Origin of the sequence: Streptomyces sp. NPDC006923 (genome assembly GCF_040635655.1) — a bacterium.
In the GTDB taxonomy this organism is placed as follows: domain Bacteria; phylum Actinomycetota; class Actinomycetes; order Streptomycetales; family Streptomycetaceae; genus Streptomyces.
In genome coordinates this window covers 191,426-206,005 of sequence record NZ_JBEYIF010000011.1, presented here as the reverse complement: position 1 = coordinate 206,005, position 14,580 = coordinate 191,426, and the positions used below count along the sequence as shown (strand labels likewise).

The 14,580-nt window shown below is 70.6% G+C and carries 15 protein-coding genes; 5 read left to right on the top strand and 10 right to left on the bottom strand.

The window, feature by feature from the left end:
* Position 1: 1 nt before the first annotated feature.
* The 6 genes from ABZ707_RS22970 to ABZ707_RS22945 form a co-directional block, all read right to left on the bottom strand.
* A complete protein-coding gene (locus ABZ707_RS22970) occupies positions 2 to 433 on the bottom strand; it encodes a hypothetical protein (protein WP_360177978.1) in 432 nt (143 codons plus the stop codon).
* A gap of 244 nt (positions 434 to 677) precedes the next feature.
* Positions 678 to 1,436, bottom strand: a complete 759-nt coding sequence (locus ABZ707_RS22965) for a succinate dehydrogenase iron-sulfur subunit (RefSeq protein ID WP_360177975.1) — start codon at positions 1,434 to 1,436, stop codon at positions 678 to 680.
* On the bottom strand, positions 1,436 to 3,190 hold the full coding sequence (gene sdhA / locus ABZ707_RS22960) for a succinate dehydrogenase flavoprotein subunit (protein WP_360177972.1): 1,755 nt from the start codon (positions 3,188 to 3,190) through the stop codon (positions 1,436 to 1,438). The genes ABZ707_RS22965 and sdhA overlap by 1 nt, the downstream gene beginning before the upstream one ends.
* A gap of 20 nt (positions 3,191 to 3,210) precedes the next feature.
* Entirely contained in the window at positions 3,211 to 3,702 is a 492-nt protein-coding gene (locus ABZ707_RS22955) for a succinate dehydrogenase hydrophobic membrane anchor subunit (RefSeq protein ID WP_360177969.1), read from the bottom strand.
* Positions 3,703 to 3,712: 10 nt separating this feature from the next.
* Entirely contained in the window at positions 3,713 to 4,093 is a 381-nt protein-coding gene (gene sdhC / locus ABZ707_RS22950) for a succinate dehydrogenase, cytochrome b556 subunit (protein ID WP_360177965.1), read from the bottom strand.
* Positions 4,094 to 4,262: 169 nt separating this feature from the next.
* A complete protein-coding gene (locus tag ABZ707_RS22945) occupies positions 4,263 to 4,841 on the bottom strand; it encodes a 2-oxo-4-hydroxy-4-carboxy-5-ureidoimidazoline decarboxylase (RefSeq protein WP_360178188.1) in 579 nt (192 codons plus the stop codon).
* 262 nt (positions 4,842 to 5,103) lie between these two features.
* Between ABZ707_RS22945 and ABZ707_RS22940 the strand changes: the two genes are divergently transcribed.
* The 3 genes from ABZ707_RS22940 (at position 5,104) to ABZ707_RS22930 (ending at position 8,570) form a co-directional block, all read left to right on the top strand.
* Positions 5,104 to 6,687, top strand: coding sequence for a glycoside hydrolase family 20 protein (locus ABZ707_RS22940; RefSeq protein ID WP_360177962.1), 1,584 nt, complete (start codon positions 5,104 to 5,106; stop codon positions 6,685 to 6,687).
* Between the two features lie 109 nt (positions 6,688 to 6,796).
* Complete coding sequence (locus tag ABZ707_RS22935) at positions 6,797 to 7,654, top strand: DUF4328 domain-containing protein (RefSeq protein ID WP_360177959.1); 858 nt, start codon at positions 6,797 to 6,799, stop codon at positions 7,652 to 7,654.
* 283 nt (positions 7,655 to 7,937) lie between these two features.
* Positions 7,938 to 8,570, top strand: a complete 633-nt coding sequence (locus tag ABZ707_RS22930; RefSeq protein WP_360177956.1) for a hypothetical protein — start codon at positions 7,938 to 7,940, stop codon at positions 8,568 to 8,570.
* Between the two features lie 102 nt (positions 8,571 to 8,672).
* On the opposite strand, the gene ABZ707_RS22925 is transcribed toward ABZ707_RS22930, so the two are convergent.
* From ABZ707_RS22925 to ABZ707_RS22910, 4 genes are all read right to left on the bottom strand, one after another.
* Positions 8,673 to 9,842, bottom strand: a complete 1,170-nt coding sequence (locus tag ABZ707_RS22925) for an ABC transporter permease (protein ID WP_360178185.1) — start codon at positions 9,840 to 9,842, stop codon at positions 8,673 to 8,675.
* 29 nt (positions 9,843 to 9,871) lie between these two features.
* Positions 9,872 to 10,591, bottom strand: a complete 720-nt coding sequence (locus tag ABZ707_RS22920) for an ABC transporter ATP-binding protein (protein ID WP_360178182.1) — start codon at positions 10,589 to 10,591, stop codon at positions 9,872 to 9,874.
* 140 nt (positions 10,592 to 10,731) lie between these two features.
* Complete coding sequence (locus ABZ707_RS22915) at positions 10,732 to 11,913, bottom strand: peptidoglycan-binding protein (RefSeq protein WP_360177953.1); 1,182 nt, start codon at positions 11,911 to 11,913, stop codon at positions 10,732 to 10,734.
* Positions 11,914 to 11,916: 3 nt separating this feature from the next.
* A complete protein-coding gene (locus ABZ707_RS22910) occupies positions 11,917 to 12,402 on the bottom strand; it encodes a hypothetical protein (protein ID WP_360177950.1) in 486 nt (161 codons plus the stop codon).
* Between the two features lie 269 nt (positions 12,403 to 12,671).
* On the opposite strand from ABZ707_RS22910, the gene ABZ707_RS22905 reads away from it, so the two are divergent.
* Positions 12,672 to 13,325, top strand: coding sequence for a response regulator transcription factor (locus ABZ707_RS22905; RefSeq protein WP_360177947.1), 654 nt, complete (start codon positions 12,672 to 12,674; stop codon positions 13,323 to 13,325).
* Between the two features lie 76 nt (positions 13,326 to 13,401).
* Entirely contained in the window at positions 13,402 to 14,556 is a 1,155-nt protein-coding gene (locus ABZ707_RS22900; RefSeq protein WP_360177944.1) for a HAMP domain-containing sensor histidine kinase, read from the top strand.
* The last annotated feature ends 24 nt before the right edge of the window (positions 14,557 to 14,580 follow it).

Genomic DNA, 14,580 nt, shown 5'->3' with positions numbered 1-14,580 from the left:
GTCACGCGCCGGTGGCCGGCATGGCGCGCGGCTTCCCCGCCGGCGCCGTCCAGCCCTGCGGCGGCACCGGCGGAGTCTGCTCGCGCTGCATGATCCCGCGCCGCCGGATCTTGTTGAGCACATACACATTGCCGAGGTGCATCACTCCGAGTACGAGCAGGACGACACCGATCTTCACCGAGAGCGCCTCGAAGAGCCCACGCGCCTGCTTGACGGTGTCCGCGCTCTTCAGATAGAGCGCCACAAAGCCGAGGTTGACCAGGTAGAAGCCGACGACCAGCAGATGGTTGACGGCGTCCGCGAGCTTCTCGTCCCCCTGGAGCACATCGGCGAGAAAGATCCGCCCGTTCTGACTGAGCGTCCGGGCCACCCACACGGTGAGCGCCACGCTGATCACCAGATAGACGGCGTACGCGACAACAGTGAGGTCCATCCCCCACCCTCCCCTTTGAACGTGTTCAAAACCTGTTGTCATGGACTGTAGACCTGTTTTTGAACATGTTCAAGCGAGACTCGGTACAGGAACGGCCCGTACTCCCGGGCGTGTTGGACGGATGCCCCGCCCCGGGCCCGGCCCGGCTCCAAGGCGCTCTGGACGTGCTCCAGGCACGGAAAAGGGCCCGTCCCGTACGGAGTTCGTACGGGACGGGCCCTGGGGAGCCGGTGTGGCGGCGCCCTCAGAAACGACGCGTGATCAGCGCGCGCTTGACTTCCTGGATCGCCTTGGTGACCTCGATACCGCGCGGGCAGGCGTCCGTGCAGTTGAACGTCGTGCGGCAACGCCACACGCCGTCCTTGTCGTTGAGGATCTCCAGCCGCTGCTCTCCGGCCTCGTCACGCGAGTCGAAGATGAAGCGGTGCGCGTTCACGATCGCGGCCGGACCGAAGTACTGGCCGTCGTTCCAGAACACCGGGCAGGACGACGTGCACGCGGCGCACAGGATGCACTTGGTGGTGTCGTCGAAGCGCTCGCGCTCCTCGGCGGACTGGAGCCGCTCACGCGTCGGCTCATTGCCGCTGGTGACGAGGAACGGCATCACGTCGCGGTACGCCTGGAAGAACGGGTCCATGTCCACGATCAGGTCCTTCAGGACCGTGAGGCCCTTTATGGGCTCGACCGTGATGGGCTTCGCGGGGTTGATGTCCTTGATCAGCGTCTTGCACGCCAGCCGGTTGCGGCCGTTGATACGCATCGCGTCGGAGCCGCAGATGCCGTGCGCGCAGGAACGCCGGAAGGTGAGCGAGCCGTCGAGATCCCACTTGATCTTGTGGAGACCGTCGAGCACCCGCTCCTTGGGGTCGATGTCGATCTGGAAGTCCTGCCACTGGGCCTCGTCCGAGACCTCGGGGTTGAAGCGGCGGATCCGGAACGTGACCGTGATGAGGTGCGAGGCGGCGGACGCAGCCTCGACCCGGTCCATGGTCGGTGTAGCCATCAGTACTTACGCTCCATCGGCTGGTAGCGGGTCTGGACGACCGGCTTGTAGTCGAGACGGATGGACTCGTTGCCGTCGTCGCCGACCTCGCGGTACGCCATGGTGTGGCGCATGAAGTTCACGTCGTCACGGTTGGGGAAGTCCTCGCGGTAGTGACCGCCGCGGGACTCCTTGCGGGCGAGGGCCGAGACGGCCATCACCTCGGCCAGGTCGAGCAGGTTGCCCAGCTCGACGGCCTCCAGCAGATCGGTGTTGAAGCGCCTGCCCTTGTCCTGCACGGACACGTTCAGATAGCGCTCACGCAGCTCGGCGATCTTCTCGACGGCCGTCTTGATCGTCTGCTCGGTGCGGAACACCATGACATTGGCGTCCATGGTCTCCTGGAGCTCCAGGCGCAGGGCCGCGACCCGCTCCTTGCCCGTGGAGTTGCGCAGCCGCTCGATCTGGGTCTCGACCAGCTCCGCCGGGTTCTCGGGCAGCTCGACGAAGTCGTTCTTCGCGGCGTACTCGGCGGCGGCGATGCCGGAGCGGCGGCCGAACACGTTGATGTCCAGCAGGGAGTTGGTGCCCAGCCGGTTCGCGCCGTGCACCGAGACGCACGCGACCTCGCCGGCCGCGTACAGGCCGGGCACGACCGTCGTGTTGTCGGCGAGGACCTCGCCCTGGACGTTGGTGGGGATGCCGCCCATGGCGTAGTGCGCGGTCGGCTGGATCGGGATCGGGTCCGTGTACGGCTCGATGCCGAGGTAGGTCCGCGCGAACTCGGTGATGTCGGGCAGCTTGGCGTCGAGCTGCTCCGGCGGCAGGTGCGTGAGGTCCAGATAGACGTGGTCGCCCTCGGGACCGCAGCCGCGGCCCTCGCGGATCTCCGTGTAGATGGAGCGCGAGACGACATCGCGCGAGGCGAGGTCCTTCATGACGGGCGCGTACTTCTCCATGAAGCGCTCGCCGTCCTTGTTGCGCAGGATGCCGCCCTCACCCCGGGCGCCCTCCGTGAGCAGGATGCCCATGCGCCAGATGCCCGTCGGGTGGAACTGGAAGAACTCCATGTCCTCCAGCGGCAGTCCGCGCCGGTAGCAGGCGGCCTGGCCGTCACCGGTGAGGGTGTGCGCGTTCGAGGTCACCTTGAAGAACTTGCCGGTGCCGCCGGACGCGTAGATGACCGACTTCGCCTGGAAGACATGGATCTCGCCGGTGGCCAGCTCGTAGGCGACCACACCGGCGGACTTCCTGACCCCGTTGACCTCGGTGATCAACTGGTCCAGGACATAGAACTCGTTGAAGAACTCCACACCCTCCTTGACGCAGTTCTGGTACAGCGTCTGGAGGATCATGTGGCCCGTGCGGTCCGCGGCGTAGCAGGACCGGCGGACCGGCGCCTCGCCGTGGTTGCGGGAGTGGCCGCCGAAGCGGCGCTGGTCGATCGTGCCGTCCGGGGTCCGGTTGAACGGCAGGCCCATCTTCTCCAGGTCGAGGACGGCGTCGATGGCCTCCTTCGCCAGGATCTCGGCGGCGTCCTGGTCGACCAGGTAGTCACCGCCCTTGATCGTGTCGAAGGTGTGCCACTCCCAGTTGTCCTCCTCCACGTTGGCGAGCGCGGCGGCCATACCGCCCTGCGCGGCGCCCGTGTGGGAGCGGGTCGGGTAGAGCTTTGTCAGCACGGCGGTACGGCTGCGCTTGGTCGACTCGATGGCCGCGCGCATACCGGCGCCACCGGCGCCGACGATGACGGTGTCGTACTTATGGATCTTCATTGGTCTCGTCAGCCCCGGCTTTAGCGGATGTTCGGGTCGAAGGTGAAGATCACCAGCGATCCCAGAAGGATGGTGAACACCGTGGCGGTGTACAGCAGGCCCTTGAGCCACAGGCGCGTGGTCGCGCGCTCCGCGTAGTCGTTGATGACCGTACGGAGGCCGTTGCCGCCGTGCAGCATCGCGAGCCACAGCATCAGCAGATCCCAGACCTGCCAGAACGGGGACGCCCAGCGGCCGGCCACAAAGGCGAAGCCGATCTTGGAGACGCCGCCGTCCAGCACGAGCTGGATGAGCAGGTGACCGATGACCAGGACGACCAGGACGACGCCGGAGAGCCGCATGAAGAGCCACGCGGCCATCTCGAAGTTGCCGCGGGTCGCCTTCGGGGTCTTGCCGGTGCGCCGGCGCGGTGCCTCGATGAGCGGAGCCGGGAAGTCGGCGTCGTACAGGCTCGCGCCCTCGACGGGGCCGATCGCGGATGAGCTGTCGGCGACTGTGTGGTGGGAAGACATGGCGGACCTCTCAGCTCCCGAAGACTTCGCGCACGGCGTGGCCGAGCACGGGGTAGAGGGCGCCGGCCATCAGGACGACCCAGATGCCCACAGCGGTCCACAGCATCTGCTTCTGGTAGCGCGGGCCCTTGGACCAGAAGTCCACGGCGATGACGCGCAGGCCGTTGAGCGCGTGGAAGAGGATTGCGGCCACAAGGCCGTACTCGAGCAGCGCGACGACCGGGTTCTTGTAGGTCGCTACGACATTGTCGTAGGCCTCGGGGGAGACACGGACGAGAGCGGTGTCCAGCACGTGGACGAACAGGAAGAAGAAGATGAGGACGCCGGTGACTCGATGAGCCACCCAGGACCACATTCCTTCCCGGCCGCGGTACAGCGTTCCAGCCGGCACGGAAAAACCCTCCGGGAGCGGGGATCGGGGCCGGCCGCCATCTTCTACTCAATCAAGCACAGTGGTGTCGGTCGCGCCCGGCCGGGTACGGTCCACCGGCCCCGGCCATCGTAGCGACGTGTTGTCGGTTCGTTCGCCCAGGGGTCCACAGGTGTGATCAAACAGGCAATCAAACCGCCACGGACGGGCTATCCGGACAGCCTGAACTCCCGGAATCCGGATGAGCTGAAGATTTCGAGCCTCTGGAACGGGGGGTTTGGATCCGGCGGTCGATCATGTGTGTGATTCTTGCCCGGGCGAGCCGGCGAAGCTGGTCGGCGGCCACCACCCGTTCGTGATCGGGATCGTGCGAAAGCCTGGTACGGATACCGGCCAGTACCTCGTCGAGATACTCCTCGGGCCGGTGGCCGTCCAGGCTGATCACGAAGGCATGGCCGAAGCTGCTCTCGTACGCCGCGTGCGCGGCGCGCAGCGCGGTCCTGGCAGAGGCCGGCGCGCCCAGGGGCGGGCCCGAGGAGGACTCACCGGCGAGCGCTTCGGCGAGGTCCGCCGCGGAGAGGTCGTAACTGGCCTCGTCGGACGCCGCCAGCAGGGTTTCGAGATCGGGATAGGGCCGGTGCGCGGCCAGCCGCTGGGCCCAGCGCTGGCTGCCGCAGCAGGTGAGTAACGCCGCTTCGGCAGCGACCTGCGGGGCGCTGTTGAAGAGGTGCAGGAGGCTGAGGGGGCCGGCGTGGGATGCGCTGGACAGCGTGGGCTCCTCGAACGCGGCTTGACGGGGGGCGGTGACAGCGACGTATTACTGGCGTGACGTACTGCTTGACGTACTGACAGGCGAGGTGGTTGAGCGTGAAGGGGTGCCTGAGTCGCAACGCTATCGGCGCCTGGGGCGATTGGTCCGACGGGTGCACGATTTTCACCCGGAAGGGAGAGTTTCGGCGCGCGCGATGGACGTTTTCATGGGACCTTCGGCGTAACTTCGCCACACTTTCGACGGACATGGGAGGTATCCAGTGATACGGACACCCCAGGTGGCCGGCGCGGCAGTGGCGCTGGCCACCGTCGCCGCCGTAGCGGGATGCGGCTCCGGCGGCACGGATTCGTCGGAGGGCGCGCGCTCGGTGCCCGCCCCGGCGACCGCTTCGCCCTCACCCTCGCGGTCGTATCCGCTTTCGGAGGCGCCGCGCTCCATCCCCTCCGTGCGGACGCACGAGGCGGCCCGCGGGCCCGGCTGGCGGCCCGCCGCCACGAGCGGGGTCGTCATCGCGAGCGGCAGCGGCGGCCTCGCGGACGAGGGCAGGCTGCTCGCCCAGGAACTGAAGATCGACTACCGCGGCGCCGTACCGTCGCGCGCCGGTGATGTCGAACTGGCCCTCGCGAGCGGGGGCGGCGCCGCCGAGTCGTACACCCTCACCGTGCGCGGCGGCCGGGTCCGGATAACCGGGCCCGACCAGGCCGGTGTCTTCTACGGCACCCGCACGCTCAAGCAGTCGGTGCGCGCGGACGGTGTGATGCCGGAGGGCGTCGTGCGCGACCGCCCGGACCGCCCGCAGCGCGGCCTCAACCTCGACATCGCCCGTAAGTACTACACGCCCGCCTGGATCGAGGACCGGCTGCGTGAGATGGCCGATCTCAAGCTCAACCAGCTCGGGCTGCACTTCTCGGACGACCAGGGCTTCCGTATCGCCTCCACGACCCACCCGGAGATCGTCTCCAAGGAGCACCTCTCCCAGGCCGAGGTGCGGCGGATCCTGGCCCTCGCCGAGCGGCTGCACATCAATGTGGTCCCGGAGATCGACTCCCCAGGACATCTGGGCGCCGTGCTGGCCCACTACCCGGCGCTCCAGCTCCGCAACGCCGCCGGAGTGCCCACCCGGGGGGCCATAGACATCTCGCAGGCCGCGTCGGCGCGCCTCGTCGACGATCTGCTGCGCGAGTTCGCCGGGCTGTTCCCCGGGCCGTACTGGCATCTCGGCGGTGACGAGTACCAGGCCCTGCTCGTACGCGACCCGGAGGCGTCCTATCCGCTGCTCGCCCGGCTCGCGGTGGAGGACTACGGGAGCGGCGGCCGGATCCAGGACCTGACGACGGCCTGGACGAACGGCCGGGCCTCGGCGATGGAGCCGTTCGACCGCAGGCTCAGGGTCTGGAACGACGGCATCTTCCGCGGCGGCGCCGTCCAGGCCGACCCGGGCCTGGAGGTCGCCTACTGGACGGGCAAGGAGATCGGGGCGCGGCCGCCGGAGGAGTATCTGGCGGACGGCCGTGACGTGATCAACTACAACGACGAGTACCTCTACTACGTACTCGGGCAGCCGAACGCCTTCCGGTATCCGACGGGGCAGCGGATCTACGAGCAGTGGACCCCGCTCGTCCTGCGCGGCACGAAGCCGGTGCCGGAGCGGTACTCGAAGCAGATCCTCGGGGGACTGTTCGCGGTCTGGGGCGACTTCCCCAACGCGCAGACCCAGGACCAGGTCGCCCGGGGCATCAGGATGCCGCTGCGGGCGGTCTCCCAGAAGCTGTGGGACCCGGCCAGGCCGGCGCTGAGCTGGGACGGGTTCACGGCGCTCGCGGGCAAGGTCGACGCCGGCTGAGAGCGCCGGTGTGCCCTCTCTTTACTTTGTGGACAGCGCGTGCGCCCGGCGCATATGTTCCGCCGGGCGCCCGGGGAGGGCGCGCGAGAATCTTGGGGGGTTCCACATCATGCTGTGTACGCATTGCCGTGCCCGTGCCGCGGTCACCGGGGAGGGACTCTGCGGACCGTGCGCCGCGCAGCGGTCGTCGTCGGCGGGCGCGGGGCAGCGGGCGCGGGCGGGCACGGGAGCGGGGCCCGGCCCGGCGTCCGCTCGCGCCGGGTCGCGGCTGTCCTCACCGGTCGGGCTGTCGAGGGCGCTTGTCGTGCTGTTCTGCGTCGTCATCGCGACGGATCTCTTTTCCCTGGTCGCGGGGGCCAATATCCACGGGCTGATGTCGGACGTGGTGAACGGCGACTACGCCGCCTTCACCGACGAGGACCTGGACCGCGCCGACCTGTTCTATGCCAGGTCCGGAATGTTCCAGGTCAGCGCGATGCTGCTGACGGCCGTCGTCTTCCTCGTCTGGTTCTTCCGGGTCCGGCGGAACGCCGGAGTCTTCGATCCGGGCGGGCACCGGATGGGGCAGGGCTGGGCCGTCGGGTCGTGGTTCGTGCCGCTCTGGTCCTTCTGGCTGCCGCGCCGGGTCGCGGCGGACACCTGGGCCGCGAGCACCCCGGCGGAACCGGACGGGACACCGCGCCGGGTGTCGTACGGACCGGTCAATGCCTGGTGGGCGGCGTGGCTCGGCGCCTCCGTGGCGGGCCAGGTCGGCTCCAGGCTGTACCAGGTGGCCGAGGAGGCCGACGAGGTCAGGAACGCGGTGAGCCTGGTGTTCGCCGCGGACGTGGTCGATGTGGTGGCCGCCGTCCTCGCGATCAGGTTTGTGCTCGGGCTGACGCGGATGCAGAGCCTGAGGGCCACACAGGGGCCGGCCGCCCCCGGTGCCCCGGCCGGGCCCCTGGCGCCGCTGCCGCAGCTCCGTTAGGCCCCGCCCGGTGTCTCTCCGACGTTCTCTCAACCGTCCCCGGCCGTACGGCATACCGTACGGCCGGATTCAGTCGTCCAGGACGTCCAGGAGCCCCGCCCTCGACTCCTCGGTGCGCCTCGGGGCGCCGGCCGCGCGATGGCCTTCCCGGCATATCGGTACAGATAAATCGACGAGAGGTGATCGATGCGGATCGATGCCTGTCCAAGAGCGTCGATGAGTGACGTATTCCAGCCGTTTGGCGCAGTAGTGATCAGTACCGCGTCCGTGACGGGAGACGTCCATGAGCCTGGTGAAGCTGATCGCACAAGCGGATGAGCGCGGCCTGGCCGCGAGCGGACTCGGCTGTCTCGACCGGTGTCTGCCGCCGCGCGGCGACGGAGCCGACATCCTGCGGCCGCTGTGGGCCGGCGTGGTGAGCGGCGAACAGGACTGGTCCGCGCGGCTGTCGGCGGCCAGGGAGGCCCTCGAAAACGCCGCCGGCGCCGATGACACGGTGACCACCGCGCGGGACGCCACCGGGATCGTACGGGCCGTGCTCGGCGCCGCACCGTCCGACTGGGCGGCGGAGCCGCTGCGGAGCTGGGCGGACTCCTGCTCCGTCGCCGCGCTGCGGATCCACCGGGCATTCGACACCGTGGGCGAGAGCGAGGGCGACGCCGCCGAGGAGTGGCTGGGGCGCTGCCGCGAGGACGCGGGGGCGGTGACGGACGCGGTGGCCGGCGCGGACGGGGCGGCCGGCGTCGACGGCGTCGGGCCGCTGGTCGCCGGTGAACTGCGGCGCCAGATCCGGATTCTGGAGATCCTGGCCGAGACGGCCGGAGCGGCCGGGCTGCGTCAGGCCATGGACCTGTCGACCGAGGGGCAGCGGGTGCTGCGCGCGGTGGTCTCGCGCCGGGCGCGCGCGGCAGGCTGAGGCGAAGGGCGCGCGCCGGGGTGAACGGCAGGGCCCGTCCGCCGGGAGGACGACCGGGCCCGGCCCGTACGGGGTGACGAGGGCGGGCCCGGTCTCCGCCGGTCAGACGGAGCTCAGCGCCTCCGTGGGTGTCAGCCGGGCCGCGCGCGTCGCCGGGTAGAGACCGGCGACCGTGCCGATGAGGGCCGCCGAGCCGATGCCGGCCAGCAGGACACCCACCGGCATGACGACCGGCCAGCCCTGGATGACCGACCAGCCCGCGGTGATGACCGCGCCCAGCACCACACCGACCGCACCGCCCGACCCGGAGAGGGCCACCGACTCGGCGAGGAACTGGATCCGGATCTGGCCGCGCCCGGCTCCCAGCGAGCGCCGCAGGCCGATCTCGGGACGGCGCTCCAGGACCGAGATCACCATCGTGTTGGCCACTCCGACACCGCCGACAAGCAGGGCGACCGCACCCAGCCCCAGAAAAAGCGAGGTGAACGCGGACTTGGCGGCGAGCTGGGCCTCCAGGGCGTCGGAGGGCCGGCTCACCCGTACGTCCTGCGGATTCTCCGGGTTGGCCGTGGCGGCGAGGACACCGCGTACCGCTTCGACCGACTCGTCGGCCGAGCGCTCGTAGACGGTGGTCGGGTGGCCGTCGAAGGCGAAGAGATCACGCGCGGCGTCCCATCCGACAAGCGCGGACCGGTCGATCTCCGGGGCGAGGGCGACCGGTTCGAGCAGGCCGACGACCGTGAACCACCGCTCACCGATGTAGACCTGATGCCCCGTTCGGTCGATGCCAAGGCGTTCGGCTGCCACCGAGCCGAGGACGACAGCCGGATAGCGGCCGGTGGCCCCGTTGAGGAAGCTGCCCTCCCGTACCGAACCGCCGACGGTCGACAGGAGGTCGGTCCTCGCCGCGGCCACCCCGATCCCGCCGCCGGCCAGCGGGTCGATGCGATCGGTCCGGCGCACGGTGACGCCGGAGAGCGCTCCGGTCGCCGTGACGGACTCGACGGGCCCGATCCGCTCGACCATCTCCACCGCGTCGAGGGGCAGTTGGGCGTCCTGGCCGAACAGGTCGCGGCCCGGTGAGACGGTCAGCAGATTGGTGCCGAGGCGGCTGATCCGGTTCACGAGGTCGGCCTGGCCCGCATTGCTGATGCCGAGCACCGCGACCATCGCGGCGATGCCGATGGCGATGCCCAGCGCGGACAGCACCGCCCGGGTCGGGCGGCTGCGGATGCCCACCAGCCCGACGCGGAGTACATCCGTGGGCAGCATGCGCGCGGGGGTGGGCAGTTCGGACCGTTTCACCGGGAGACCTCCTCGGTCAGGGGCGCCGCGGGACGGGCGGAATCCTCACGGATCCGGCCGTCCAGCAGCTCCACCCTGCGCGGCAGTTGCCCGGCCAGCGCGGAATCGTGCGTGATGACGACGATGGTGGTGCCCCGGGCATTCAGATCACGCAGGAGCGCCAGAACGCCCGCGCCCGCCGCCGAGTCCAGATTTCCGGTCGGCTCGTCGGCCAGGATCACGGCGGGACGGATCGCGATGGCCCGGGCGATGGCGGTCCGCTGCCGCTCACCGCCGGACATCTCGTGCGGCTGGTGCCACAGCCGGTGGCCCAGTCCGACCTGGCGCAGTGCCGCGATGGCGAGTGTGCGCCGGCGGCGGGCCGTGATGCCGTGGTACAGCAGCCCTTCCGCGACGTTGTCGACGGCGGAGCGGCCGGGGGAGAGGAAGAACTGCTGGAACACGAAACCGATCCAGCGGGCCCGTACGGCGGACAGCCGCCGGTCGCTCAGCTCGGCGACATCGTGGCCGTGCAGCAGCACCCGGCCGGTGGACGGCCGGTCCAGCGTGCCCATCAGATGGAGCATGGTGGACTTCCCCGAGCCGGAACGGCCGACCACGGCCAGGAGTTCACCGCTCCGGACATCCAGACTCGCCCCGCGCAGCGCGTGCACGCCGCCCGCGTAGGACTTGGAGACGTCCTCCAGCCGGATCACCGGCGCGTCGGCCTCGCCCATGACGGGGGCGCCGTCCCGGCCGGTGACGGCCGCACGCCCGGGGCCGGTTGCCGGCCCCCGCTCCTCCCCCGCCGTGGGAACGCGCTCCTGGGCCGCGGGCTCCCGGGCGCCGGCCCGCGACGGCACCATCCCCGGTTCCTTCATGCGCGCGGCACCTCCACCCGCATCCCCTCGGTGAGCCCACTGCCGGACACCTCGACCTTGCCCTGGGCGAAGGCTCCGAGCCGAACGGGCACCAGCTCGCCCCCCGGCGTCTCGACCGCGTACCCGCCCTCGGCGAGGGCCAGCAGCGCCGGGACCGGGACGGCCAGGACATTCTCGCGGCGGTCGCTCGTGAAATCGACGGAGACCGGGGCGCCGTCCAGCGCCCCGACGTCCTTGGGCCTGGTCAGGGTGACCCGTACCGTGACCGTGGCATTCCGCGTGGCCGTGTCACCGGCGGCTCTCCCGCTCCCGTTTCCCTCTTCCGGGGCACGGGCGACCGTGCCGACATCGGTGACCCTGCCGTCGGTCGGAGCACCGCCCGGCAACTGGACACGGACCGCGGCTCCCTCGCGGGCGAGCTGCTGCTGCGCGACCGGCATGTCGACCGTGACGACCCGTTCCGTGCCCGAGAGCGTGAGAAGCGGTCCCTCGGCGGGGGCGCCGATGATGCCGAGGGTCTCCGTCACCCGTACGGAACCCGGCTCGACGAGCGCGTCTCCGGGGGAGACCGTGCCGGTCTCCTCGCGGCCGAGTTCGTCCTGCCAGTCCCGGACCGCGTCGGCGGTGCCCGGCGAGTAGTGGTCGTCGTCGGCGAGAGCGTCGCCGTGGCCCAGCTCCTTGAGATTGCGTTTGAGCACCCGTACGTCGGGACCGTCGGGTACCCCGACGGACAGCTCCCGGAAGAGCGGGGTCCGGCCGTAGAACAGCGGTACGTCCACCCCGCCCACGGAGTACGCCCGGTCCCCGCGACCGAGGGTGTCGCCCACATCGGGCAGCCACGTCACCATGGACCGGCTGTTGCCGGCGACCGTGTACCGGCCCTCGTAGCCGAGCGTGCCGTCGACGCGCTGGGTCTGCACCAGATCGGTCCTGGTCACCGTGGCCGTCGCGGTCCTGGCGGTATCGGCGGCCGGCTTCGGGGCCTCGTCCCGGGCCAGGACGACCGCGCCGCCGCCGCCCGCCGCCGCCAGGACGACCAGCGCGACGGTGAGGAGCAGGCCCCGCCGACGGCGACGGCGGGGGGGCTGCTCTTCTTCGGATCCGTCGGACCCGGCGGACCCGGCCGGGCCCGCCACGAAGACGTCGGTGTCCGGCAGCCGGTCGGCGTCGTCGTTCATCGGTCAGCCTCCCGCCGACGGCGAGGCGGTGCCGGCTCCGGCACCGATGGAGGCACGGCAGGCGGTGATCGCGTCGCGCGCCCCGGGGTCGTTCGCGGCCCCGCTGAGCTGGAGCGGCTTGCCGGGCTCGGGGTCCGCGACGTCCAGGCCCTTGCCGCGCAGGCATTCGGCGAGTTCGACGGCACGGTCCTGCGCCGTGCTGTCGGTGGTGTCCTTCGCCCCGCCGCCGAGGAGCTGCTGGCACTCGGCGAGCGCGGCCTGGGTCGTGCTGTCGCCCTTGGTGCCCGCGGGAAGCTGGATGTTCTCGTCCCCCGGGGCCGGGTCGGGGATCTGCACACCGTTCTTCCGCATGCACTGGGCGAAGGCCACGAGCTGGTCCTGACGGCTGCCACTGGGGGCCGCGGAGGCCGACGAGGACTTCTTCGCGTCCCCGGCGCTCGCGACACCCGGGGAGTCCGAGCTGCCGCCGCATGCGGTCAGTGCCAGCATCGCGACCGTGGCCGCGCCCCCGGCCCAGCCGCGTCCACGACGCCGCCGCCCGGCCCCCCGCCCCGATGCCGCCCTCTGCGTGATGACTGCCACTGTCCGGTCCCTTCCTCGCCCTGCACGGTCCGCGGCGCACCGACGGCCGCCGGTGCGTGCCACAGGTGTACCGGGGGCGGGGTTGCGCCACCGTCTCCGACCGTGCATACGGTGGCGAAACACCGGGGCGGGTATCACGGTTGATCAGGACGTCGGCGGACAGGGGGAACGGGTCGATGCGGGTACTGGTGGCGGAGGACGAGGCGATGCTCGCCGAACTGGTCGCGGAGGGCCTGCGGCAGTACGGGATGGCGGTCGATGTCGCGCTGGACGGCGACGCCGCCCTTGAGCGGCTCTTCGTCAACGACTACGACGTACTGGTGCTGGACCGCGACTTGCCGGGCACGCACGGCGACGAGGTGTGCCGCCAGGTCGTCGCCTCGGCGTCCCGTACCCGCATCCTGATGCTGACGGCGGCCGGGCAGACCAGTGATCTGGTGGGGGGTCTGGCGCTCGGCGCGGACGACTATCTCTCCAAGCCGTTCGAGTACCCGGAACTGGTGGCCCGCGTCCAGGCACTCGCCCGGCGCGCCACCCGGGCGGTTCCGCCGGTACTGGAACGCGACGGGGTCACCCTGGACATGCCGCGCCGGCAGGCGTTCCGGGACGGCCGCTATCTGCGCCTCTCCCCCAAGGAGTTCGCGGTGCTCGAAGTGCTGCTCGTCGCGGACGGGACGGTCGTCAGCGCCGAGGAACTCCTGGAGCGGGCCTGGGACGAGAACGCCGACCCGTTCACCAGCGCGGTACGGATCACCATGAGCAAACTCCGCGCGAAACTGGGGGAGCCCTCGTTGATCGAGACCGTGCCCGGCAGCGGCTACCGGATCTAGGGGCGTGTTGCGAAGGTCCCGCCTGGCTCGCGGGGCGGACAGCGCTCCTTTCGAAACACGTCCGAGGAGGTCCGCGATGCCGGTACCGGCCGAGAACCCGCGCCTGCACAGACATTCGATACGGCTGCGGTTGACCGCCCACTACAGCCTGCTGTTCTCCATCACGGGCCTGCTGCTGCTGAGCCTGACGAACGTGCTGTTCCGGCAGCGCATCGGCGCCACCACCGTGACGGTCGTGCCGAAGAGCGAACTGCCCTCCGGCGGCGTCTCCACGCTCACCCCGGGCCAGCTCGCCGCGGTGGCCGAACGGCTGCGCGGTAACGCCCAGGAACAACTGCTGCTGATGTCGCTGCTCGCCCTGGCCGTGATGCTGCTGGTCTCGGTGGTCCTGGGGTGGTGGATCGCCGGCCGGGTGCTGCGCCCCCTCCACACCATCACGGCCACGGCGCAGCGGCTGTCCGCCGCCAATCTGCACGAGCGGATCTCACTGGAGGGACCCGACGACGAACTCAAGGACCTTGCCGACACCCTCGACGCCCTGACGGACCGTCTGCACGCGGCCTTCGAGGCACAGCGCCGCTTCGTGGCGAACGCCTCGCACGAACTGCGCACCCCGCTGGCGGTGCAGCGGGCCACGATCCAGATCCGGCTCGGCCGGGCGGGTCTGGACGATCTGCCGCGCATCCAGGACGAGTTGCTGGAAACCAACCGGCGCAGTGAGCGCCTGATCGAGGGCCTGCTGACCCTGGCCGCCAGCGACCGCGGCCTGGACCGGCACGAACCGATCGATGTGGCGCGGGTGGCCTCGGAGGCGTTCGGCCAGTGGCGGCCCGCCATCAAGGAGGCCGGCCTGCGCGCGGAGCTGGACCTCCGGACCATGCGGGTGAGCGGCGATCCGGTGCTGCTGTTCCAACTCGTCTCCAACCTCGTCCAGAACGCCGTCCGTCACAACGTGCCGGGCGGGACGCTGGAGGTGGCCACATCGGCGGAGGGCGGTCTTGTCGTCCGCAACACCGGTGCCTTCGTTCCCCGGCACGAGGTCCAGGGGCTGCTGGAGCCCTTTCGCCGGCTGACCCGCACGGGCGACGGCGTCGGGCTCGGCCTCTCCATCGTCCACTCCATCGTGCAGGCCCACGGCGGCACCATCGAGCTGGATTCGCGGCCCGGCGGCGGCCTGGAGGCCCGCGTCCGGCTGGCCACGACCGGCGCCGCGCGGCCGGTGCCGATGTGACGGGGCACGAGGGGAACGCTCCCG

Bases quoted from the DNA above. Each gene is read 5' to 3' on its own strand.
- ABZ707_RS22970 (WP_360177978.1), bottom strand. From the start codon at position 433: ATGGACCTCACTGTTGTCGCGTACGCCGTCTATCTGGTGATCAGCGTG.
- ABZ707_RS22965 (WP_360177975.1), bottom strand. From the start codon at position 1,436: ATGGCTACACCGACCATGGACCGGGTCGAGGCTGCGTCCGCCGCCTCG.
- sdhA (WP_360177972.1), bottom strand. From the start codon at position 3,190: ATGAAGATCCATAAGTACGACACCGTCATCGTCGGCGCCGGTGGCGCC.
- ABZ707_RS22955 (WP_360177969.1), bottom strand. From the start codon at position 3,702: ATGTCTTCCCACCACACAGTCGCCGACAGCTCATCCGCGATCGGCCCC.
- ABZ707_RS22935 (WP_360177959.1), top strand. From the start codon at position 6,797: ATGCTGTGTACGCATTGCCGTGCCCGTGCCGCGGTCACCGGGGAGGGA.
- ABZ707_RS22930 (WP_360177956.1), top strand. From the start codon at position 7,938: ATGAGCCTGGTGAAGCTGATCGCACAAGCGGATGAGCGCGGCCTGGCC.
- ABZ707_RS22925 (WP_360178185.1), bottom strand. From the start codon at position 9,842: ATGCTGCCCACGGATGTACTCCGCGTCGGGCTGGTGGGCATCCGCAGC.
- ABZ707_RS22920 (WP_360178182.1), bottom strand. From the start codon at position 10,591: ATGGGCGAGGCCGACGCGCCGGTGATCCGGCTGGAGGACGTCTCCAAG.
- ABZ707_RS22915 (WP_360177953.1), bottom strand. From the start codon at position 11,913: ATGAACGACGACGCCGACCGGCTGCCGGACACCGACGTCTTCGTGGCG.
- ABZ707_RS22910 (WP_360177950.1), bottom strand. From the start codon at position 12,402: ATGCTGGCACTGACCGCATGCGGCGGCAGCTCGGACTCCCCGGGTGTC.
- ABZ707_RS22905 (WP_360177947.1), top strand. From the start codon at position 12,672: ATGCGGGTACTGGTGGCGGAGGACGAGGCGATGCTCGCCGAACTGGTC.
- ABZ707_RS22900 (WP_360177944.1), top strand. From the start codon at position 13,402: ATGCCGGTACCGGCCGAGAACCCGCGCCTGCACAGACATTCGATACGG.